The sequence below is a fragment of the Methylocystis sp. ATCC 49242 genome (assembly GCF_000188155.2).
Classification (GTDB): domain Bacteria; phylum Pseudomonadota; class Alphaproteobacteria; order Rhizobiales; family Beijerinckiaceae; genus Methylocystis.
In genome coordinates this window covers 4,276,753-4,295,660 of record NZ_KE124774.1, presented here as the reverse complement: position 1 = coordinate 4,295,660, position 18,908 = coordinate 4,276,753, and the positions used below count along the sequence as shown (strand labels likewise).

Sequence of the window (18,908 nt, the reverse complement as noted above, 5' to 3'; positions counted from 1 at the left end):
AGTAAATTGTATACACCACGGCATAGTTGAAGCTTCACTAACTCGCGACGCTCTCGCTCTCCCCGGTCAGAAATGCGTCTCCGTATCCTCTTCCTCCGCGGGAATCTCGTGGCGCATGATGAGCGGCGCCTGCGCGATCGCGAACAGGATCGTGAGGGGCAGAATGCCGAAGACCTTGAAGTTCACCCAGTCGTCGGTCGACACCACGCGGCGCACGACTTCGTTGAGGCCGGCAAGAAAGAAGAAGAACAGGCCCCAGCGCCAGGTGAGCTTGCGCCAGCCCGCGTCGTCAATATGGATCGCGAGATCGAAGACGATCGGCAAGAGGAGTTTTCCGAAGTAAAGCGCGCCGATGAGGCCAGCGCCGAACAGCGAATAGAGGATCGTCACCTTCAGCTTGATGAAGGTTTCGTCGTGCAGGAAATAGGTCAGCGATCCGAAAACCAGCACGAGAATCGCCGTCACGACCGGCATCGCCGGCAGATGTTTTGTCACCGCCCAGGACACGACGAGCGTGAGGACGACGCCGGCCATCAGCACGCCCGTCGCGGCGAAAATGCCGTATTTGCTGTTCGCCACGAAGAACAGCACGAGCGGCCCGAGCTCGAGTAGGAGCTTGGCCCACGGGCTCAAACGCTTCTTGGGGCCCGTGGACAGATCCGTCTTGGGCTTGGTCGCAGTGTCCTGAGTCATGTCGTTCAGCTTTCCGAAGCCGCCTCTGGCGTTTCGCTTTCCTCGAGGCCGGCGATGGCGCGCGCGAAATCGCGGGCCGTGAAGGGTTCAAGATCGTCCTGTCCCTCGCCTACGCCGATGAAGTGGATCGGGAGGCCATAAGCCTCCGCGATGGCGACGAGAATGCCGCCGCGCGCCGTGCCGTCAAGCTTGGTCATCACGAGGCCGGTGACGCCCGCCATGCGCTGAAAGACCTCGACCTGCTGCATCGCATTCTGGCCGACGGTGGCGTCGAGCACCAGCAGCACCGCATGAGGCGCCTCGGGCTCGGCCTTTTTCATCACCCGCACGATTTTTTCCAGCTCGGCCATCAGCTCGGCGCGGTTCTGAAGGCGCCCGGCGGTGTCCATCAGCATGATGTCGGCGCCGCTTTCACCCGCGCGCTTGATGGCGTCGAAGGCGAGTCCGGCGGCGTCCGCGCCTTCATTGCCCGCGACGACCTCCGCATCGAGCCGCGCGCCCCAGATCCGCAGCTGCTCGACGGCGGCGGCGCGGAAAGTGTCGCCGGCCGCGAGCACGACCTTCTTGCCCTCACCCGTCCACTTGGAGGCAAGCTTGGCGATGGTGGTGGTCTTGCCGGAACCATTGACGCCGACGACCAGCACGATGAAAGGCTTTTTGCTCTCGTCGATCTCGAAGGGAACAGCCACTGGCTCCAGCACGGCCTCGACCTCGCGGGCGAGGATGGCGCGCACCTCGTCGGGCTCGATGTCCTTTTCGTAGCGCGCCTTGCCGACGGCCTTGGTGATGCGCATCGCCGCGCCGACGCCAAGGTCGGCGCGCAAGAGCACGTCCTCCAGCTCTTCGAGCGTCAGCGCGTCGAGCTTGCGCTTGGTGAAAATGTCGGCGACGCCTTGGGAAATCGCCTGCGACGTGCGCGCCAGACCGCCCGTCAGTCGCGACCACCAGGAGCGCTTGGGCTCCTCCGGCGCCTCGGCAATTTGCGGCTCCGCCTGCGTCTTTTCGTTTTTTCCGAACAGGCGCGAGAACATGCCGCGCTTTTTCGACCCGTCTGCGTCCGTGCTCATGCGTCCCTCAATTGGCGGCAATGCCTACACTAATCATGGCCGAAGGGCCAGTGAAGTTGGAGAAAGTCAAATCATTCCGTCAGTCTTGAAAATTATTAGGAGTCCTATAAATATGCCGGTATGAGCACCGGAGGCCCTTCCGCAGCCATCACGAAGCGACTGATCGACGGTCTCGAGCGCGTCTCGGCGGCGCTGCGCGCCGATCGCTGGCGCGCGCTGGAGACCGCGCCGGTCAATCCGACGCAGGCGCAGATACTCGGCTATCTCGCCGGTCACGAAGGCGCTCGCGTCGGCGCCATCGCCGCCCATCTCGGCGCAAGCCAGCCGACAGCGACGGACTCCATCGCCGCGCTGGAGAAGAAGGGGCTCGTCGAGCGCCGCCCGGATGCGCAGGATCGTCGCGCGACCACCGTGGCCGCGACCGAGCGCGGACTGGCGCTGAGCGGAGCGATCGAGGCGCGCGCCGGTGCGACCGAGCGCGCATTGCAGGCGCTGGGCGCGCAGGAGCAATCGCAACTGCTCGGCCTCGTCATTCGGCTCATCCGTAATCTGCAAATAGAGGGCGCGATCCCGCCGCAACGCATGTGCGTCAGCTGCAAGTATTTTCGCCCCTACGCGCATGACGACGCGGAAGCCCCGCATCACTGCGCTCTCGTCGACGCCGCCTTCGGCGCGCCGGCGCTCAGGCTCGATTGCGCCGACCATGAAGCGGCGCAGGATCAGGAGGAGGTCTGGAACAAGTTTCTCGGCGTCGCCGAACGCGACGCCGCGAGACCGGCGGCGCCCTGAGCGCCCCGGAAAAAAGCGGCGGTTCGCCGGGTTGCAGCCGACGAACCGCCTTTCATCCCACTTCGCATCACGAAGAAGGAAACGCACTATGTCTCAAAAAGCCGTCTTCTACCACGCCGGATGCCCGGTCTGCGTCGACGCCGAACGTCAGCTGGCGGAAAGCCTCGATCCCAAGAAGTTCGAGGTCGAGATCGTGCATCTCGGGCAGGACAAGAGCCGGATCGGCGAGGCCGAGAAGGCCGGCGTGAAATCGGTGCCGGCGCTTGTGCTGGGCGGCAAGCCCTACCACATAAATTTTGGCGCGGACCTCGCCGCGCTGAAGTAACGCGCCACCTTACCAGTAAGCGGGAACCGTTCAGCACCGCGCAATGATCTGACGGTTCCTGTCGGGCGGGCCTCCCCCCGGGGTCCGCCCCTTCTTTTCCTGACGCTCCCCGCAAAAGTCCTTCGCCCGTGCGCTGACGCACGCCGCACTCAGCCGCTCCCGTGCCATTCCCTTCGCCCACGGAACGCAACCTGCGTTCGATGATCCGGAGGGGAAAACATGAGCGAAGATCGCATCGCCAATATCGTCATCGTCGTCGGTCCGGCGATCTGGTGCCTGAGCCTCATGATCGTGGGCTGGAGCTGGATGTTTCCGGCGACGACGAACTGATTTAGCAATCGCCGCCGAACGATGCCGCCCGCGCCTCAGCCGCCGTCACCATCGCAGGACGGCGCCGCCCCACGTCATGCCGGCGCCGATGGCCATCATCGCAATCACGTCGCCCTTCTTCAGCCTTCCGGCGCGATTGGCCTCGTCGAGCGTGATGGGCATGGAGGCGCTCGACGTGTTTCCATAGCGGTCGATGTTGATCCAGCACTTCTCGACCGGCACGCCGAGATTGTCGAGCGCGGACTCGATGATGCGCTGATTGGCCTGATGGGCGATTACATGGGTGACGTCGCTGGCGGACAGTCCGGCCTTGGCGAGCGTGTCGGCGACGACCTCCGGCAGAAGCCGCGTCGCAACCTTGTAGACCTCGCGGCCGCGCATCTTGATCTTGTTGCCATTGTCGGCGAGCAACTCCTCGGACAATGGGCGGCGGCTGCCGCCGCCGAAAATGCCGAGAATGTCAGTCATCGAGCCGTCCGTGCGCAGCGTCGCGGCGAGAAGGCCGTGACCCTCCTCCTCCGTCGCGCCGAGCAGGATGGCGCCGGCGGCGTCGCCGAACAGCACGCAGGTCTCGCGATTGGTCCAGTCGACGAACCGGCTCAGCGTCTCGGCGCCGATGACGAGCGCGCGCTTCACCATGCCGGAGCGAATGAACTGGTCGGCGATGGTGAGGCCGTAAAGCGACCCTGCGCAGGCCGCCGCCACGTCGAAACAGAACGCGTTCTTCGCGCCGAGCCTGGCCTGCACGAAAGCGGCGCAGGAGGGCGTGGGCGTATCGCCCGTCACCGTGCCGACGACGATCATGTCGACATCCGCAGGATCGACGCCCGCAAAGGCCAGCGCCTCGCGCGCGGCGGCGGCGGCAAGATCGGAGGTCGCCTCACTGTCCGCGGCGACGCGCCGCTCCCTGATGCCCGTGCGGCTGACGATCCAGTCGCCGTTGGTGGCGACCATCTTCTCGAGATCGGCGTTGGTGACGACGCGACTCGGCGCGTAGGATCCGGTTCCGAGAACGATCGAATTCGGCAAGGGTCAAGTCTTCCTTTAGGACGGCGGCGCTGATGGAAATTAACGCGCATGGCGACTTGCCCCGCGCGGGCGACTACGGCGCGGCTATTCATAGAGGCGCGGACGGCGAGCGCAAAACTGTTTTTACGGCGCGTCGCAAATTAATGAAAATGTTGAATTATGCCTCCCTCCGGCGCTCTTCCCCGCGCAAATTCCGCCACATTCCGGCAATCCGGATTCGCGTTGCGGAAACGGTTTGTTAAGAGGCGCAATCTATTAACGTGTTAGTCGTCGCCTCGTAACCGGCGGTCGACGCCGCTCTCAAAAAGTCCAATCGCTTTAGGCGCGCGCTCCGGCGCGCACAGTGGAGTTTGCGTTCATGATTCACGCCCTCGTTCTTGCCGCCGTTGCTCTTTACGCCCTCGTCGGCGCCATGCTCGCCTGAGCCGCCGCCCCGCCGCGATTGCCATTCCCGCCGCGGCGTGGCAATCGGGCCTGATGCAGGAAGACTTGAAGCCTAATTCCGCCGCCCCGCGCGTTTCTTTTGTTTCGCTGGGTTGCCCCAAGGCGCTCGTGGACAGCGAGCGCATCGTCACCCGACTTCGCGCCGAGGGTTATGAACTCGCGCGGCGCCACGAGGGCGCCGATGTCGTCGTCGTCAACACCTGCGGCTTTCTCGACAGCGCCAAGGCGGAGTCGCTGGAGGCGATCGGCGCAGCGCTCAGTGAAAACGGCAAGGTCATCGTCACCGGCTGCATGGGCGCCGAACCCGAGGCGATCGCCGAGCGTTTCCCCGAGGTGCTCGCGATCACGGGCCCCCAGCAATATGAGAGCGTCGTCGAGGCCGTCCATCGCGCCGTCGCGCCCGCGCATGATCCTTTCGTCGATCTCGTGCCCGAACAGGGCGTGAAGCTCACGCCGCGCCATTACGCCTATCTGAAGATTTCGGAAGGCTGCGACAACAGCTGCTCCTTCTGCATCATTCCTCATCTGCGCGGCCCTCTGGTCTCGCGCCCGGCGGCGGAGGTGCTCCGCGAGGCGGAGAAGCTCGCCCGCGCGGGCGTCAAGGAATTGCTGGTCATTTCGCAGGACACCAGCGCCTATGGCCGCGACCTTCGCTACGTGGAGAGCATGCTGGGTGATCGCGCGGTGCGCGCCCGCTTCCTCGATCTCGCCCGCGAGCTGGGCGAACTCGGCCTGTGGACGAGGCTCCATTACGTCTACCCCTATCCGCATGTCGACGAGGTGATCGGGCTGATGACGGAGGGGAAGATCCTTCCCTATCTCGACATTCCCTTCCAGCACGCCGCGCCCAATGTGCTGAAGGCGATGAAGCGCCCGGCAAATGAGGAAAAGACGCTGGCGCGCATCAAGGCCTGGCGCGCGGCCTGTCCCGACCTCGCCCTTCGCTCGACCTTCATCGTCGGCTTCCCCGGCGAGACGGAGGAGGATTTCCAGCTGCTTCTCGACTGGCTGGACGAAGCCGAGATCGACCGCGCCGGCGCCTTCAAATATGAGCCGGTCTCCGGCGCGCCCGCAAATGAGCTGGGATTGGCGCCCGTGCCCGAGGAAGTGAAGGAGGCGCGCTGGAAGCGTTTCATGGAAAAGCAGCAGGCCGTCAGCGCCCGGCTGATGAAGCGCAAGGTCGGCAAGCGCCTGCAGGTCATCATCGACGAAGCGGGCGGCGGGCCGTCTGGCGCGCTCGCCAAAGGCCGCACCAAGGCCGACGCGCCGCAGATCGACGGCGCCGCCTTCGTCGAGTCGCGCCGGCCGCTGCGCCCGGGCGACATCGTGACCGTCAAGGTCGACCGCGCCGACGCCTATGACGTTTACGGCGCGGCGGTCTGACCCTGCGGACGCATGGTCTCGCTGACGACATAGCGCGAGGCCGTCGCTGATATTGGCGGGCCCGCGTCGGCGGTCCCGCCAACGCCGTCACGCACCGCCGCCATGAAGCGCGGCAGGAGCGTGCGCGAGGCGTCGACATGGATGAAAAGCGTCACGGCGAGCAGCAGGGCCGTCGTCACCGTTTGGCCCCCGCTCATCGGCGCGAGTTCATCCTGCCCGTTAGCGCCGGCAAGGAGCGCGGAAGCCGCGGCGACGGCGACGAAAGCGATCGCCGCGCCAAAGTCATTCGCGCTCCCCGTCCCCGCGATGGCGTACGCCAGCGCCGCAAAAACGCCCGCCGTGAGAAGCGCGCGCGAAAGGCGCCCCCGCGCCAGCGCCGAGACGACCCTGCCCCCGTCGAGCGCGCCAATGGGCGTGAGATTATAGAGATTAATGGGTATGGACATCGCAAGAAAGGCGACGACGCAAAGGCCCGCCCATGTCGCAGGCGCGCCGGGAGCCGTCCAGCTCAGCGCCTCAGGGTCCGTCCCCGCCTCGAAAAACCTCAGCCCCCAGGGCGCGAAAGGCGTGAGCGCCAGCACGATCGCGCCCGAAAAGGCCGGCCCCATCAGCGCGATCATCGCCTCCTCGAAACGCGAGCGCGGCCGCCGCGTGTTGAGCGCGGCGCCGCCGAGAAAGGGAAGCATGAGAAGCGTCGCGTCGCGCTGGCCGAACCAGCGCATGGCGATCAGATGGCCGTATTCGTGCGTCCAGAGCGCCAGCTGAAGGAAAATCGCTATGAAGGCGACAATTTCCCAGATTTCCGGATTGGCGGCGCAAAAGAGCGCAACGACGGCGCCGAAAGCGAGGATAGCGAGCAGAAAACTCGCCGAACGGCTCACGATCGGCACCGCATTCATCGCCTCCAGCCCCTCGCAGTGCGCGCGCAAATGGTCGAAACATCGGCGATTGGCCCGGGGCACGTAGAGAAAGCCGAAGACGCCTCGCACGAGTCGCCTCGTCTCCTGTTCGACCAACGCCTCCCCGCCTCGCGGCGTGAGCCGAAGGCGCATGACGGCGGCTTCACGGGCGCCGACCGCCTTTCCGCCGATCGTTTCCTGTTCGGCTTCATACAGGGTGAAAGGCTCGAGCCGCAGGATGCGCCAGACCGTATCCCGGAAAGGGCCCATCCCGCCATGCCGCACGACGACCCTGTGTCGCGACGGCGGTTCTCCGCGAAACTCCTGCCCCGAAATTTCAAGCGCGCCGCCCCAGCCGCCGGGCGGCGACGGCTCGAGCAGAAAGGCGGACCAGATCCTCTCGACCGGCGCCTTGATCGCAACGCTGGCCCTGAACGTTCGTCGACCAAATGGAGCCTGGAACATCATCCACCATGCGGCGAAGCCGATGGCGCACCAGATGAGCGAGACGAAGGCGCCGCCGAGGAATTGCAGAAGGGAGAAAGTCTCGCTGCCGGTCACGGCGCCGCTCCATATGAATGTATGCGCCAAAGTCGCGCGGGAGCGGTTCACGGACCGTTTAAGCTCGAACGGGACCGGATGTACGGTTATTATTTGCTTTGTACGCTATTTGGCGAAAAAGACGCCCTGCCCCCGGCTGTGGCAGGAGCTAGATTGCAGAAGGTTTCAAAATCCGGTCGCCTCCGCCGTTAGCGCTACTGACGATAGTTGTGGCGGACCCACGCGGCGCCGCCCATATTAGCGGTCGGATGGAAACATGTAGGAGAGCACCCATGTCCGAAGATCAGAAAAACTCGCCGGAAGAACAGAAGCCGCCGCAAAACGCCCGGCCAGTGATCCTCGTGCCCAAGAGCTTCTATTACATTGTGGGCGCGATCGTCGTCGGCTCCTTCGCGCTGACGCTGTTCGTGCGCAACCCCTACACGCAGGCGGTGACGGAAGGCGGTGGCTATTACGAGCGCGGCGGCATGGATAGCTCCATGATGATGTGGCTCGCGATCTTCGTCGGCATCCCAGCGAGCTTCTGGGCCTACAAGCGCTGGATCATTCCGCTGTTCGACCGGAAATAGGACCGGTCAGGGCCGCCTTGCGCCTCGGCGCAGCTCGGTCGACGAGACCGCGCTGCGCGGCCCGTGCAGATAAATGAAGGCGGGCGGAGCAGTGAACGCTATCCGCGCGGCCTTGCGCTCCGGAAGTCGAGACTGGGGAAAGCGCAGCGCCACCTTTGCGTTGGCGGCGCGCAATGTCGCGCCGGGCCTGTCGATGGCGGCGACCGGCGCAAGGCGCATGATGTCTTCCCATCGTCGCCAGCGATCGAGTTGTAGCAGATTGTCCCCGCCGATGATCCAGACGAAGCGAACGCCCGGGCAGCGGGCGCGCAGATAGCGCAGCGTATCGATCGTAAAGCGCGCGCCGACCTCCGCCTCCAGACCCGTGACCACGATCCGCGGATCGCGCGCAATGCGCCGCGCCGCCGCCATACGCGCGGCCAGCGAGGGCAGTTCGCGCGTGTCCTTCAATGGATTGCCCGGCGAAACCAGCCACCAGAGCCTGTCGAGCCGCAGCCGCCGCAGCGCGATACGGGAGACCAACAGATGCCCCTCATGCGGCGGATTGAAAGAGCCGCCGAAAAGCCCGATGCGCATGCCGGGCGCGTGAGGGGGGAGGCGGACGAAACCGCGCCTCATGCCCGACGATGGCGGTTCGAGCGACAGGAAATCCACGCGCCGCCCGTCACCCCCGCACCTGACCGGCCCCATGCACCCGATATTTGAACGAGGTGAGTTGCTCCACGCCTACAGGCCCGCGCGCATGCATGCGGCCCGTGGCGATGCCGATCTCGGCCCCGAAGCCGAATTCGCCGCCGTCGGCGAACTGCGTCGAGGCGTTGTGCAGCACGATGGCGGAATCCACTTCATTCATGAATCGCTGCGCCGCCGTCTCGTCACGCGTGATGATGCAGTCGGTGTGATGCGAGCCATATTTCTCGATGTGGTCGATCGCGGCGTCGAGTCCGTCCACCACTTTCGCGGCGATGATCGAGTCGAGATATTCCGCGCTCCAGTCCTCCTCGGCGGCCGGCTTCACGCGCGCGTCGGCGACCTGCGTCGCCGCGTCCCCGCGCACTTCACAGCCCGAGTCGATGAGCATGGAGACAAGCGGCGTGAGATGCGTCGACGCGCAGGCCTTGTCGACGAGCAATGTCTCCGCCGCGCCGCAAATGCCGGTGCGCCGCATCTTGGCGTTGAGCAGCACGCGCTTCGCCATGTCGAGATCGGCGTCCTTGTGCACGAAGACATGCACGATCCCTTCGAGATGCGCGAAGACCGGCACGCGCGCCTCATGCTGCACGCGCGCGACGAGGCTCTTGCCGCCGCGCGGCACGATGACGTCGATATTGCCGTCGAGCCCGGCAAGCATGGCGCCAACCGCCGCGCGGTCCGCGGTCTGCACAAGCGAGATCGCCGCCTTCGGCAATCCGGCCGCCTCGAGCCCCGCCACGAGGCAGGCGTGAATGGCGCCCGAGGAACGCAGGCTTTCCGAGCCGCCGCGCAAAATCACGGCGTTGCCGGCCTTGAGGCACAGGGCGCCGGCGTCGGCCGTCACATTGGGGCGACTCTCATAGATGACGCCGATGACGCCGAGCGGCGTCGACACGCGCTCGATGACAAGCCCGTTGGGCCGCTCGAATCGCGCGAGCACGCGACCGACGGGATCAGGCAGATCGGCGATCTCCTCGACGCCGCGCGCGATGGCCTCGACGCGCGAGGGATCGAGCGTTAGCCGGTCGATGAAGGAGCCCGCCGTGCCGCGCGCCCTGGCGTCGGAGACGTCGAGAGCGTTCGCGGCGAGGATCGCGCCGCTCCGCCGACGGATTTCTTCCGCCGCCATGCGCAACGCCCTGTTCTTGGCTTCAGCGCTCGCCAGCGCCACGGCGCGCGCAGCCTGCCGGGCGGCGCAGCCCAGTTCGGAAAGCGCGGCGGCGAGACCCGCAGCGTCGGCGTCGGGCGTTTCGTTTCTCAGGGGCTGCGTCATGTCGATGATCCGGTAAAGAACCCTGTTCCGCTATCACGATGCACAGAAGCGGAAAAGTCGGCGTCGAGCCTCTTGCCGAGCGGGAACGGGCAGTCTATAGAACGGCCTCCCCGCTCCCTTCGTCTAGCGGTCTAGGACGTCGCCCTCTCACGGCGAAAACAGGGGTTCGAGTCCCCTAGGGAGCGCCAGGGAAATCAAATATATCTTAATTGCGGCCGCCGTTCGGCGGGCGGAAATCGGAAGCTCACCCGCATGGATGGAGCGAGCGCGGCGGCGCATCGACCTCCTTGTTCGCCAGCCAATCCCTTGACCGAGCCGCCTCAAGGCGACAACTCCTCTTGGACGCTTCGAGGTTTCAGTAAGACGGTGGCGAGACTCGCCAACGAGCGCAGAATCCGCTCGCCCGGTTCGTGGAGCAGATTAGCGCGATCCGCCGGACGCGGCTTCAGGCGCTGGCGGTTGTCGCCGAGGCGGCGCTAACCGTCTTTTGTTGCCCGAGTATTTCTCCCCGACGCGTCCCGCTTGTTCATGCGGAAGACCGCGCCACCTGACTCGCATCACACGCGCCACCAAGGGAGCGTATGATGCGCATGCAAAGGGAATTGCTCCGACTGGCGGAAATCGCTGCGATAGCGCTGATGCTGATATCGGTGGATGTCGGCCTCTTCGAAGCCCTTTATCGAATGTTTCGATAAAGCCCGCGCCGATATGAAGGGCCGCCGCTACGCTGGGCCGCGCCGCGAGAAAACAGCTGCGCGGCTGTCGATACGCTCAGCTGCTTCCCGCATCGCGCCGCGTCGCGAGCCATATGACATGCCGGGAGCCGGCGCGCGCCCGGTTGGCGCGCACCTTGACCTCGTCCATATCGAAGCCGGCCTTGCCGAGGCGCCGCGAAAAATTCTGATCCGGCCCCGATGACCAGACCGCCAGCACGCCGCCGGGGCGAAGCGCATCGCGGGCGGCGGTCAATCCCGCGATGCAGTAGAGACTGTCATTGGCCTCGCGGGTGAGCCCTTCGGGACCATTGTCGACATCGAGCAAAATCGCATCGAAAGCCGAACGACCGGAGCGGATCACGCGCCCGACATCCGCTTCCTCGATGCGCACGCGCGGATCCGTCAGACTGTCGCCGAAGACCTCGGCCATTGGACCGCGCGCCCAGGCCACAACCGCCGGAACGAGTTCGGCGACGACAATCCGCGCCTGCGCGTCCAGGACGGAGAGGGCCGCGCGCAGCGTGAATCCCATCCCCAGCCCGCCGATAAGAATTCGCGGCTGCGGGCGGGCGCGAATCCTCTCGCAGGAAAGCGTGGCGAGCGCTTCCTCGGAGCCGCTGAGGCGGCTGTTCATCAATTCGTTGTTGCCCAACATGATCGAGAATTCGGCGCCGCGACGCATGAGCCGCAGCTCGCCCTCGCCGCCGGGAATCTGCGCCGTGTCGAGCAATATACGCGGAATCATCTGCGGCTTTCGGGTTCAGCGGGCGGCGTTTCGCGCATCGACATGCATTGGTTCAAAATCATGCGCTTGTCACCAGAAAACGGGTTCAAGGCGAGAGATCGGCCCGGCTCGACATATGCCCCCGCGTCGGCTCGGACATGCGGGCTCATACGGACGCAGTCGCATTGCCGGCCCCCAGATGTCCAAAGTCGCGCCCGTCCGCCTCGCCTCCATAGCCTCCAGTGGAGGGGCGACTGCTGCGGTCGATCACCGGGCAAGAAGCCTGTCGATCCTGCGTAAATCCGCGTGGTGCAGCAGCAGAACCTGATTGGAGGCCGCCAACCTCTCGGCCGCCGGCGTGTAATCGCTGGTGGTGACGACGACGCCTCGCTGCGCGTCCTCGTGGGCGATCGCTGCGACAATTTCCTGAACCGCGCGATTGCCGACCGGCTTCGAATACTTCTTGCACTGGATCACTATGCGCATGCCGCGCTTGTCAGCCACGATGTCCACGCCCTGGTCGCCGCTGGCGCGAGTGACGCGGGCGTTCCATTTCATCTCCCGCAACACGGCGGCGCAATAGTGCTCGAACTCTTCCGGACTCATGTCCTCCTGAAACCTGGCCTCCGTGACCTCTTCATGAGCGAGCACCGCCAGATGGAGCAGACCGAGAAATGCGAGACCCATGAAGACGACGCCAGCGGCGCGCGGCCAGAAGAGTCCGGCAAGGACGGTGAATACGACAATCCAGATCACGCAATTTGCCGTGCCGCGACTTTTCTGCTGGCAGCGCACCATTGCTCCCCGTGATGGTCATCCGTTCAGGCGTCAAATCTATGAGATATGAAAGGCTGGAGATAAATTTTTTTCGATGTTGGCGCCAAGCGACAAGGCCGGGCTCGGCCGCTCCGCTCGCGCCGAGCATCGCATCGCGGTTTCGAGGCTCCCCGCTGAATCGGCGTGATCACGCGCGCGGGGCGGGATCACTGACGCTCGATTTCAGTCGCCAGCCTACCACGGCCTCGTCGCCAGAGGCGTCAGCACATCGTTCAGCCGGCCCTCGAGCGCCGAGACGCGTCTCGACAAAACCTCGACGGCGCCCTGCAGCTCCGCAATTTGCCGGGCCAACTCCTCCACGCGCGCTGTCTGGTTCTGATCCGAGATCGTGGCGGCTCGCCGCAATTCTGCGAGTTGCTGGCCGAGACAATTGACGGCGGCGATGACGTCCTTTTGATCGGCGATGACGCCCGCCACGCCCGCCGCCTGCGGATAGCAGTTCACGGCGCCGGCGGCGGGGCCCGGCGCCAAGAGCAGGATCGGAAACATAGCGAGCGCGGCGACGATTGTTTTCACGATCCCCTCCCCTGCGTCCGCCGCGATCCGGCGCAGCTCCAGCCCGGCGCCACGGACTATGGCGCAGTTTATCTCGTTTCGCGCCACAGTCGATTGACAAAAGCATTGCCGCGACGAACGCAGCGGGCGCGCGGGGAAAAATTGATTTCCGCATCCGCCGCCGTTACCAACGCTCAGCGTCCATCTTGTTGGGAAGCCCGCGAAATGTCGTCACGCCTGCAGGACAATCTCTTCACCGGCCCGATCGGCGCCGAATATGACATGCTGCGGCTGATGTGCCCGAACCACGCTTACCTCGCGAAACGCGTTGGCGAGACGGTCGGCGCGTGGCGCCCCGAGGCGGGCGCGCTGACCGGCTTCGAGATCGGCTGCGGCACGGGCGTCTGCACGCTGGCGCTGCTCGCCGGCCGCGATGATCTGAAGCTCATCGCCGTGGACAGCGCCGCCAGAATGCTGGAGCAGGCGCGCGAAAATCTCGCCGGTTACGTCGCCGCCGGCCGCGTCGAGTTCAAAGAAGCGGATGCGCTCTCCGCGCTCCAGGCCCTGCCCGACGCGAGCGTCGACGTTGTCGCCTCGAATTACGCCATCCACAATTTCCTCGACGACTACCGCGACGACGTTCTCGCCGAGATCTTTCGCGTGCTGAAATCCGGCGGGCTTTTCATCAACGGCGACCGTTACGCGATGGACGACCGCGCCGCGCATCTCGCCGACACGCAGACCATGGTCCGCCGCTGGTTCAAGATGTTCAGGGAGATGAACCGGCTCGATCTGCTCGAGGACTGGGTCGTCCATCTCTACAGCGACGAGTCGCCCGACCACATCATGTATTACGAGCCGTCATTGAAGAAACTCGCCGCGCTCGGCTTCGCGCCCGTCACGGTGGATTTCCGCGACGGCGTCGACACGCTTTTGCGCGCGGTGAAACCCTAGTTGCAAATGGCGGCCGGCGCGGTATAGCGCGCCATGGATCTCGCGCTTCTCGCCCTCTTCGCCGCGCTCGTGACGGCGATCTGCCAATCCCTCACCGATCTCGGCACCAAGGCCGCGACTCGGGAGGCGGATGATCGCGCCATCCTCGCCGCACAATGGGGCGTCGGCGCGCTGCTGCTGACCGCCTCCTGCCTCATCGCCCATCCGGGGCTGCTGAGCGCGCCGGGCGCGACGCTGGCGGAGGTGACGCGGCCGAATTTCTGGACGCTGCTCGCCTGGTCCGGCGCGCTCAATGTCGTCGCCTACGCCCTCTACATCCGCGCCTTTCGCCTCTCCGACGCCTCGCTCGTCGCGCCGCTCGTCCTGCTGACCCCGGTCCTGATGCTCGTCACCTCGCCGGTCATGACGGGCGAGCAGGCGCCGCCCTTAGGCATGTTCGGCGTACTGTTCACGGTGCTGGGCGTCGGGCTGCTCGACGCCAATCAGACCAATGGCAAGCGGTTCAATTTCGCGATCTTCGCGCGCGACGCGGGCGCGCGCTCGATGATCGCGACGGCGGTGATATGGAGCGTCACCGCCAATATCGACAAGCTCGGCGTGCAGGCCTCGACGCCGCTGATCTGGATTACGGCGGTGACGATCGTGATCGCGCTATGCGCCTTCGCTTATTGGGCCGCGGGAGGCCGCCCCGCCCCGCGCCTGCGGACGTTGCGCTACGCGCTCGGCGCCGGCTCGGCGATGGCGTTCGGAAATACGGTGCAGATGTGGGCGCTGACGGTGCTGTTCACGCCTTACGTCATAGCGATCAAGCGGCTGTCTGCGCTGTTCACCGTGCTGGCGAGCGGGCGAGTGCTGAAAGAGGAGACCGGCGGCCGCCTGCTCGGCGCGGCGGTGATGCTGGCAGGCGCGGTGATGATTGCGCTGGCGAGGGGGTGACCCCTCCTTCATAGAAGGTCGAGCGGCAGAAACCCGCCGCAGACATGCTGCTGGCGACTCCTGGCTTTACTCGCGGCGCCTCTTGAATATGAGATCTGCTCCCCCCAACAAGGTCCGACTGCAGCCCCTCTCATTCCTCGAGACGAAATTGCCGTCCCTCTCTCCTTCCATGACGCACAAAATGCAGTAGGGGTTGCACGCCGCTTTTTTTCACATCTGGATTGCAGTCCAGATAATACTGCGTGTCGAAATTCAGGTTGGTAAGACGCATTACCTCGATTTTTTCGAATAGGAGTTTGAAGACGAAAATGTTGTTGTCGAGAATCCAACGGCGGAAAACGCCGGGCTGAGCGAGCACACTGTCGAGCCTTTCCTTTCGAAGCGCATTCCGCCGGACAGCCTGTCCAAGCTCCAAAGCGGCCTGGTCTCGCTCGACAATCAATTGCCTGTTGGCTAGCAGGAGCTGATTTCGCTCACTCGCCAAAGACAGGTTGGCGGCTAGCAAAAAATCGCGCTCCGAGTTCCGTGGAGCGTCGCCCAAAGTCTCTGTCGCAGGGCCATAGCCATAGAGCTCGATATCTCGACCAAAAGAGACCCTGACCAAGTCATCTAATCCTGTCCGCAGCGCTATGTCACGGGCGAATTTGGGCAGGCGGAAGGTGGGTGGCCTCCTGAGAGGCACGCCAAGCTCGATTATTTTCTCGATCTCCTCTGCGGAGTAGCCGACGCCCTTGTCGTGATGATGGTCGGACGAGAAAATATGGTCGTGTTCGGCCGAACGCACTGGAAGATCGAATTCTTCCTCGAGCCGCTGAAATGCAAGCCGAGCATTTTCAATCTTCACGGCCCGCATTCGGATGAAGCGGTCACGCGGCACGTACTGTTCCGCGAGATGCGCGTCGACCTCGTTGTTCCTTTTCGTGGCGCGCCACAGAAGATACTGCCTGAACGAGAATGTATATTCAATGCTGGCGTTTGGCGTCGCGATCTCAGATATGACCGTCCTTCGGGCCTGTGTCGCCCAATTCGTGGGATTGGTCAGCGCGCCGGGCCGCTGCATTTCGAGATAGCCGCTGTAAGCGCGAGCATATGGGTCACGAACGAATTTTATCGCCGGCACGCCGGCTTTAAGCGCGGCGACAACGCTCTCGAGATATTCCACCTTGTTCGTCCGGATGAAGCGCGCTTCGTAATTATGAATCCATTTGCTGTAGCGGAGCGCCTCGTCCAACTGGCCGAGTTGCAGAAAGAACCATTTGGATACAACAGTACAGGCGGCCTTTTCTGACCAGAATATGACGAATGGGAATCCTTCCTTGTACAGCGGCCGACGATAATCCAGATCCAGGAAGGTTAGATCACTGATGTCGCGCGAAGGCTCAAGGTATCTTTCCATGATCAAACCTTTTCCCGGATCCCTTTAGATGGAATCAATCCTCCATCTTCAGCGCCGCGATGAACGCCTCCTGCGGGATCTCCACGCGGCCGAACTGGCGCATCTTCTTCTTGCCTTCCTTCTGCTTTTCGAGAAGCTTGCGCTTGCGGGTCGCGTCGCCGCCATAGCATTTCGCCGTCACGTCCTTGCGGAAGGCGCGCACGGTTTCGCGGGCGATGATCTTGCCGCCGATGGCCGCCTGAATCGGCACCTGGAACATGTGCGGCGGGATCAACTCCTTGAGCTTCTCGCACATGGCGCGGCCGCGCCCCTCGGCGCGGGTGCGATGCACCAGCATGGATAGCGCGTCCACCGGCTCGGCGTTGACGAGAATGCTCATCTTGACGAGATCGCCGGCGCGATAGTCGGTGAGCTGGTAATCGAACGACGCATAGCCTTTCGAGATCGACTTCAGGCGATCGTAGAAGTCGAAGACGACCTCGTTGAGCGGCAGATCATAGACCGCCATGGCGCGCTTGCCGACGTAATTGAGATCGACTTGCACGCCGCGCCGGTCCTGACAGAGTTTCAGCACCGAGCCGAGATAGTCGTCGGGCGTGAGGATCGTGGCGCGAATCCACGGCTCCTTGATCTCGTCGATCTTCACCACGTCCGGCATGTCGGCCGGGTTGTGCAGCTCGATCTCGTCGCCGTTCGTCAGGGTGATCTTGTAGACGACGGAGGGCGCCGTCGCGATGAGGTCGAGATTGAATTCGCGCTGCAGACGCTCCTGAATGATCTCGAGATGCAGCAGGCCGAGGAAGCCGCAGCGGAAACCGAAGCCGAGCGCCGCCGATGTCTCCATCTCATAGGAAAAACTCGCGTCGTTCAGGCGCAGCTTGCCGATGGCGGCGCGCAAATCCTCGAAGTCGGCGGCGTCGACCGGGAAGAGCCCGCAGAAGACCACCGGCTGCGCCGGCTTGAAGCCCGGCAGCGCCTCGGCCGTGGGCCTGCGCTCGTCGGTGATCGTGTCGCCGACGCGCGTATCGGCCACCTGCTTGATCTGGGCGGTGATGAAGCCGACCTCGCCGGGGCCGAGTTGGGCCACGTCCTGCATCTTGGGACGGAAGACGCCGATCTTGTCCACCTCGTAATGGGCGCCTGCGCCCATCATCTGGATTTTCTGGCCCTTCTTCAGCGTGCCGTCGAAAATGCGCACCAGCACCACGACGCCCAGATAGGCGTCGTACCAGCTGTCGACCAGCAGCGCCTTCAGCGGCACCTTCTCGTCGCCCGTAGGCGGCGGCAGGCGCGTGACGATGGCCTCCAGCACGTCCGGAATGCCGATTCCGGTCTTGGCGGAAATCAGCACGGCGTCCGAGGCGTCGAGGCCGATGACCTCCTCGATCTGCTCCTTGATGCGGTCGGGCTCGGCCGCCGGAAGGTCGATCTTGTTGAGGACCGGCACGATTTCGTGCCCCGCGTCGATCGCCTGATAGACGTTGGCCAGCGTCTGCGCCTCGACGCCCTGCGAGGCGTCGACCACCAGCAGCGATCCCTCGCAGGCCTTCAGCGAGCGCGAGACCTCATAGGCGAAGTCGACATGGCCGGGCGTGTCCATCAGATTGAGGACGTAATCCTGACCGTCCTTGGCGCGATAATTCAGACGCACGGTCTGCGCCTTGATCGTGATGCCGCGCTCGCGCTCGATGTCCATCGAATCGAGCACCTGCTCGACCATCTCACGGGCGGCGAGGGTCCCGGTCTCCTGAATCAGGCGGTCGGCGAGAGTCGATTTGCCGTGGTCGATGTGGGCGACGATCGAGAAATTGCGGATGTTGTCGATTTTGTGGGTGCTCATGGGCGTCGGATAGCAGCGCCCGGCCCCAAAGGAAAGGGCGCGGTTAACCAACCGCGCCCGCATTCCCCGCAACCTGCGCCCCGCGCCGCTTCAGGCGGCCGGGAGACGGGCGAGAGCCTATTTCTTGGCCAGCATTTCCTCGACCTTGGCTATGCCCTGCTTCGACAGGTCGATGACCTTCGGCGTCGCCCATCGGACAAAGTCGACCGTGAGGGTCACGGCGATGCAGCCGACCTTGGTCACGGTCTCGACCGTCTTGTCGAACCAGGGCAGAAGCGGGCTGTCCGCCGGGATCTTGCCGCGGACCCAGGCGACGGCCGCCTTGGTCTTCTGGGAGAGGAGCGCCCAAAACACGGCGACGAGGTCGCTCGGCGGCGCGGCGTCGATGACGCCGCGCAGGCGCTGGATTTCGGCGGCGGCTTCATCGGCCCGTCGGGAGGCTTCCTCGGCGCGGCGCGTCGCACCCTGGAGGGACGCCGCGAGCGCCGCCTTTTCCATTGCGAGCCCATCGCGCTGGGAGGTGATGTCGGCGACAATCTTGTCGTGATCGGCGACGACATCGCCGATGATCTTGTCGCGCTCGGTAAGGATTGAGGCGAGCTGCTCCTTCAGATCGTCGCGCTCCTTCGAGCAGGCGTTTGCCTTCGCGACGATTTCCGATTTCTCGAATATCTGGCGGTCACGCTCTGCTCTCGCTGTCTTCAGCTGTTCCTGGAGATTGGCGAACTCCGCGCGCGAAACTGTGTCTTCGGGCTGCGAAACGGTATCGTCGGACATGACCGCCTCCTGATGAAGAATGGATTTGCCGGGGCGCGCGCAGCAGGCGCTGCGCGGATGTGCGTCGGTAGCGGTTCGGCCTCTAAACGCCTTCCAACCGTTTCCCTCAATAAAGTCAATTTTGCGATTCGGCAAAAAATCTGCGGCTTGCCCTCGCAAAACACGAAACGTCCCCGTG

Annotated in this window: 19 protein-coding genes and 1 tRNA gene; 8 read left to right on the top strand and 12 right to left on the bottom strand. The window is 64.3% G+C overall.

Going from position 1 to position 18,908, the window contains the following annotated elements:
- Positions 1 to 66 precede the first annotated feature (66 nt).
- Together MET49242_RS22930 and ftsY are read right to left on the bottom strand one after the other, a co-directional pair.
- Complete coding sequence (locus tag MET49242_RS22930) at positions 67 to 693, bottom strand: septation protein A (protein WP_036286474.1); 627 nt, start codon at positions 691 to 693, stop codon at positions 67 to 69.
- A 5-nt stretch (positions 694 to 698) separates the two neighbouring features.
- Positions 699 to 1,760, bottom strand: a complete 1,062-nt coding sequence (ftsY, locus tag MET49242_RS22925) for a signal recognition particle-docking protein FtsY (protein WP_036286472.1) — start codon at positions 1,758 to 1,760, stop codon at positions 699 to 701.
- Positions 1,761 to 1,880: 120 nt separating this feature from the next.
- Between ftsY and MET49242_RS22920 the strand changes: the two genes are divergently transcribed.
- Positions 1,881 to 2,549: a MarR family winged helix-turn-helix transcriptional regulator gene (locus MET49242_RS22920; RefSeq protein ID WP_051134432.1), complete on the top strand. Its 669-nt coding sequence runs from the start codon at positions 1,881 to 1,883 to the stop codon at positions 2,547 to 2,549.
- An 88-nt stretch (positions 2,550 to 2,637) separates the two neighbouring features.
- Positions 2,638 to 2,874: a thioredoxin family protein gene (locus MET49242_RS22915; RefSeq protein ID WP_036286471.1), complete on the top strand. Its 237-nt coding sequence runs from the start codon at positions 2,638 to 2,640 to the stop codon at positions 2,872 to 2,874.
- 375 nt (positions 2,875 to 3,249) lie between these two features.
- Here MET49242_RS22915 and MET49242_RS22910 read toward each other — a convergent pair whose 3' ends face one another.
- Positions 3,250 to 4,233: a beta-ketoacyl-ACP synthase III gene (locus MET49242_RS22910; RefSeq protein ID WP_036286470.1), complete on the bottom strand. Its 984-nt coding sequence runs from the start codon at positions 4,231 to 4,233 to the stop codon at positions 3,250 to 3,252.
- A gap of 32 nt (positions 4,234 to 4,265) precedes the next feature.
- Here MET49242_RS22910 and MET49242_RS22905 point away from each other — a divergent pair, with 32 nt between their 5' ends.
- Both MET49242_RS22905 and rimO read left to right on the top strand, forming a co-directional pair.
- Positions 4,266 to 4,475 (top strand): hypothetical protein, encoded by a 210-nt coding sequence (locus MET49242_RS22905; protein WP_036286468.1) that lies wholly within the window; start codon positions 4,266 to 4,268, stop codon positions 4,473 to 4,475.
- A gap of 235 nt (positions 4,476 to 4,710) precedes the next feature.
- On the top strand, positions 4,711 to 6,060 hold the full coding sequence (rimO, locus tag MET49242_RS22900) for a 30S ribosomal protein S12 methylthiotransferase RimO (RefSeq protein WP_036286465.1): 1,350 nt from the start codon (positions 4,711 to 4,713) through the stop codon (positions 6,058 to 6,060).
- Here rimO and MET49242_RS22895 read toward each other — a convergent pair.
- The gene (locus MET49242_RS22895) at positions 6,042 to 7,520 is read right to left on the bottom strand and encodes a metalloprotease (RefSeq protein ID WP_144259780.1); all 1,479 of its coding nucleotides are present in this window, start codon (positions 7,518 to 7,520) and stop codon (positions 6,042 to 6,044) included. The genes rimO and MET49242_RS22895 overlap by 19 nt on opposite strands.
- A 272-nt stretch (positions 7,521 to 7,792) precedes the next feature.
- On the opposite strand from MET49242_RS22895, the gene MET49242_RS22890 reads away from it, so the two are divergent.
- Positions 7,793 to 8,089, top strand: a complete 297-nt coding sequence (locus tag MET49242_RS22890) for a hypothetical protein (RefSeq protein WP_036286459.1) — start codon at positions 7,793 to 7,795, stop codon at positions 8,087 to 8,089.
- A 6-nt stretch (positions 8,090 to 8,095) separates the two neighbouring features.
- On the opposite strand, the gene MET49242_RS22885 is transcribed toward MET49242_RS22890, so the two are convergent.
- Together MET49242_RS22885 and MET49242_RS22880 are read right to left on the bottom strand one after the other, a co-directional pair.
- The gene (locus MET49242_RS22885; RefSeq protein ID WP_244430880.1) at positions 8,096 to 8,665 is read right to left on the bottom strand and encodes a nicotinate-nucleotide adenylyltransferase; all 570 of its coding nucleotides are present in this window, start codon (positions 8,663 to 8,665) and stop codon (positions 8,096 to 8,098) included.
- An 88-nt stretch (positions 8,666 to 8,753) separates the two neighbouring features.
- On the bottom strand, positions 8,754 to 10,055 hold the full coding sequence (locus MET49242_RS22880) for a glutamate-5-semialdehyde dehydrogenase (RefSeq protein ID WP_036286454.1): 1,302 nt from the start codon (positions 10,053 to 10,055) through the stop codon (positions 8,754 to 8,756).
- Positions 10,056 to 10,167: 112 nt separating this feature from the next.
- Here MET49242_RS22880 and MET49242_RS22875 point away from each other — a divergent pair.
- Positions 10,168 to 10,243: transfer RNA gene (locus tag MET49242_RS22875), tRNA-Glu, on the top strand.
- A 583-nt stretch (positions 10,244 to 10,826) separates the two neighbouring features.
- On the opposite strand, the gene MET49242_RS22870 is transcribed toward MET49242_RS22875, so the two are convergent.
- The 3 genes from MET49242_RS22870 to MET49242_RS22860 all read right to left on the bottom strand — a co-directional run bounded on the left by MET49242_RS22870 (position 10,827) and on the right by MET49242_RS22860 (position 12,848).
- The gene (locus MET49242_RS22870; RefSeq protein ID WP_036286451.1) at positions 10,827 to 11,516 is read right to left on the bottom strand and encodes a spermidine synthase; all 690 of its coding nucleotides are present in this window, start codon (positions 11,514 to 11,516) and stop codon (positions 10,827 to 10,829) included.
- 246 nt (positions 11,517 to 11,762) lie between these two features.
- Positions 11,763 to 12,251 carry a restriction endonuclease gene (locus tag MET49242_RS22865; RefSeq protein WP_244430879.1) on the bottom strand — a complete coding sequence of 163 codons (489 nt, stop codon included), beginning with the start codon at positions 12,249 to 12,251 and terminating at the stop codon, positions 11,763 to 11,765.
- A 255-nt stretch (positions 12,252 to 12,506) separates the two neighbouring features.
- Positions 12,507 to 12,848, bottom strand: a complete 342-nt coding sequence (locus tag MET49242_RS22860) for a hypothetical protein (protein WP_144259779.1) — start codon at positions 12,846 to 12,848, stop codon at positions 12,507 to 12,509.
- A 204-nt stretch (positions 12,849 to 13,052) separates the two neighbouring features.
- Between MET49242_RS22860 and MET49242_RS22855 the strand changes: the two genes are divergently transcribed.
- Positions 13,053 to 13,781: a class I SAM-dependent methyltransferase gene (locus MET49242_RS22855; RefSeq protein WP_036286443.1), complete on the top strand. Its 729-nt coding sequence runs from the start codon at positions 13,053 to 13,055 to the stop codon at positions 13,779 to 13,781.
- 33 nt (positions 13,782 to 13,814) lie between these two features.
- Positions 13,815 to 14,717, top strand: a complete 903-nt coding sequence (locus MET49242_RS22850; RefSeq protein WP_036286440.1) for an EamA family transporter — start codon at positions 13,815 to 13,817, stop codon at positions 14,715 to 14,717.
- Between the two features lie 130 nt (positions 14,718 to 14,847).
- On the opposite strand, the gene MET49242_RS22845 is transcribed toward MET49242_RS22850, so the two are convergent.
- From MET49242_RS22845 to MET49242_RS22835, 3 genes are all read right to left on the bottom strand, one after another.
- Complete coding sequence (locus tag MET49242_RS22845) at positions 14,848 to 16,113, bottom strand: hypothetical protein (RefSeq protein ID WP_036286437.1); 1,266 nt, start codon at positions 16,111 to 16,113, stop codon at positions 14,848 to 14,850.
- A 34-nt stretch (positions 16,114 to 16,147) separates the two neighbouring features.
- The gene (gene lepA, locus MET49242_RS22840; protein WP_036286434.1) at positions 16,148 to 17,953 is read right to left on the bottom strand and encodes a translation elongation factor 4; all 1,806 of its coding nucleotides are present in this window, start codon (positions 17,951 to 17,953) and stop codon (positions 16,148 to 16,150) included.
- A gap of 117 nt (positions 17,954 to 18,070) precedes the next feature.
- Positions 18,071 to 18,730: a hypothetical protein gene (locus tag MET49242_RS22835; RefSeq protein ID WP_036289323.1), complete on the bottom strand. Its 660-nt coding sequence runs from the start codon at positions 18,728 to 18,730 to the stop codon at positions 18,071 to 18,073.
- Between the last annotated feature and the right edge of the window lie 178 nt (positions 18,731 to 18,908).

Excerpts from the sequence above, each read along its gene's own strand:
- MET49242_RS22930 (WP_036286474.1), bottom strand. The coding sequence starts at position 693 with ATGACTCAGGACACTGCGACCAAGCCCAAGACGGATCTGTCCACGGGC.
- MET49242_RS22855 (WP_036286443.1), top strand. The coding sequence starts at position 13,053 with ATGTCGTCACGCCTGCAGGACAATCTCTTCACCGGCCCGATCGGCGCC.
- MET49242_RS22885 (WP_244430880.1), bottom strand. The coding sequence starts at position 8,665 with ATGCGCATCGGGCTTTTCGGCGGCTCTTTCAATCCGCCGCATGAGGGG.
- MET49242_RS22870 (WP_036286451.1), bottom strand. The coding sequence starts at position 11,516 with ATGATTCCGCGTATATTGCTCGACACGGCGCAGATTCCCGGCGGCGAG.
- MET49242_RS22835 (WP_036289323.1), bottom strand. The coding sequence starts at position 18,730 with ATGTCCGACGATACCGTTTCGCAGCCCGAAGACACAGTTTCGCGCGCG.
- MET49242_RS22880 (WP_036286454.1), bottom strand. The coding sequence starts at position 10,055 with ATGACGCAGCCCCTGAGAAACGAAACGCCCGACGCCGACGCTGCGGGT.
- MET49242_RS22850 (WP_036286440.1), top strand. The coding sequence starts at position 13,815 with ATGGATCTCGCGCTTCTCGCCCTCTTCGCCGCGCTCGTGACGGCGATC.
- ftsY (WP_036286472.1), bottom strand. The coding sequence starts at position 1,760 with ATGAGCACGGACGCAGACGGGTCGAAAAAGCGCGGCATGTTCTCGCGC.
- MET49242_RS22845 (WP_036286437.1), bottom strand. The coding sequence starts at position 16,113 with ATGGAAAGATACCTTGAGCCTTCGCGCGACATCAGTGATCTAACCTTC.
- MET49242_RS22905 (WP_036286468.1), top strand. The coding sequence starts at position 4,266 with ATGGAAATTAACGCGCATGGCGACTTGCCCCGCGCGGGCGACTACGGC.
- rimO (WP_036286465.1), top strand. The coding sequence starts at position 4,711 with ATGCAGGAAGACTTGAAGCCTAATTCCGCCGCCCCGCGCGTTTCTTTT.
- MET49242_RS22890 (WP_036286459.1), top strand. The coding sequence starts at position 7,793 with ATGTCCGAAGATCAGAAAAACTCGCCGGAAGAACAGAAGCCGCCGCAA.
- MET49242_RS22915 (WP_036286471.1), top strand. The coding sequence starts at position 2,638 with ATGTCTCAAAAAGCCGTCTTCTACCACGCCGGATGCCCGGTCTGCGTC.
- MET49242_RS22920 (WP_051134432.1), top strand. The coding sequence starts at position 1,881 with ATGAGCACCGGAGGCCCTTCCGCAGCCATCACGAAGCGACTGATCGAC.
- lepA (WP_036286434.1), bottom strand. The coding sequence starts at position 17,953 with ATGAGCACCCACAAAATCGACAACATCCGCAATTTCTCGATCGTCGCC.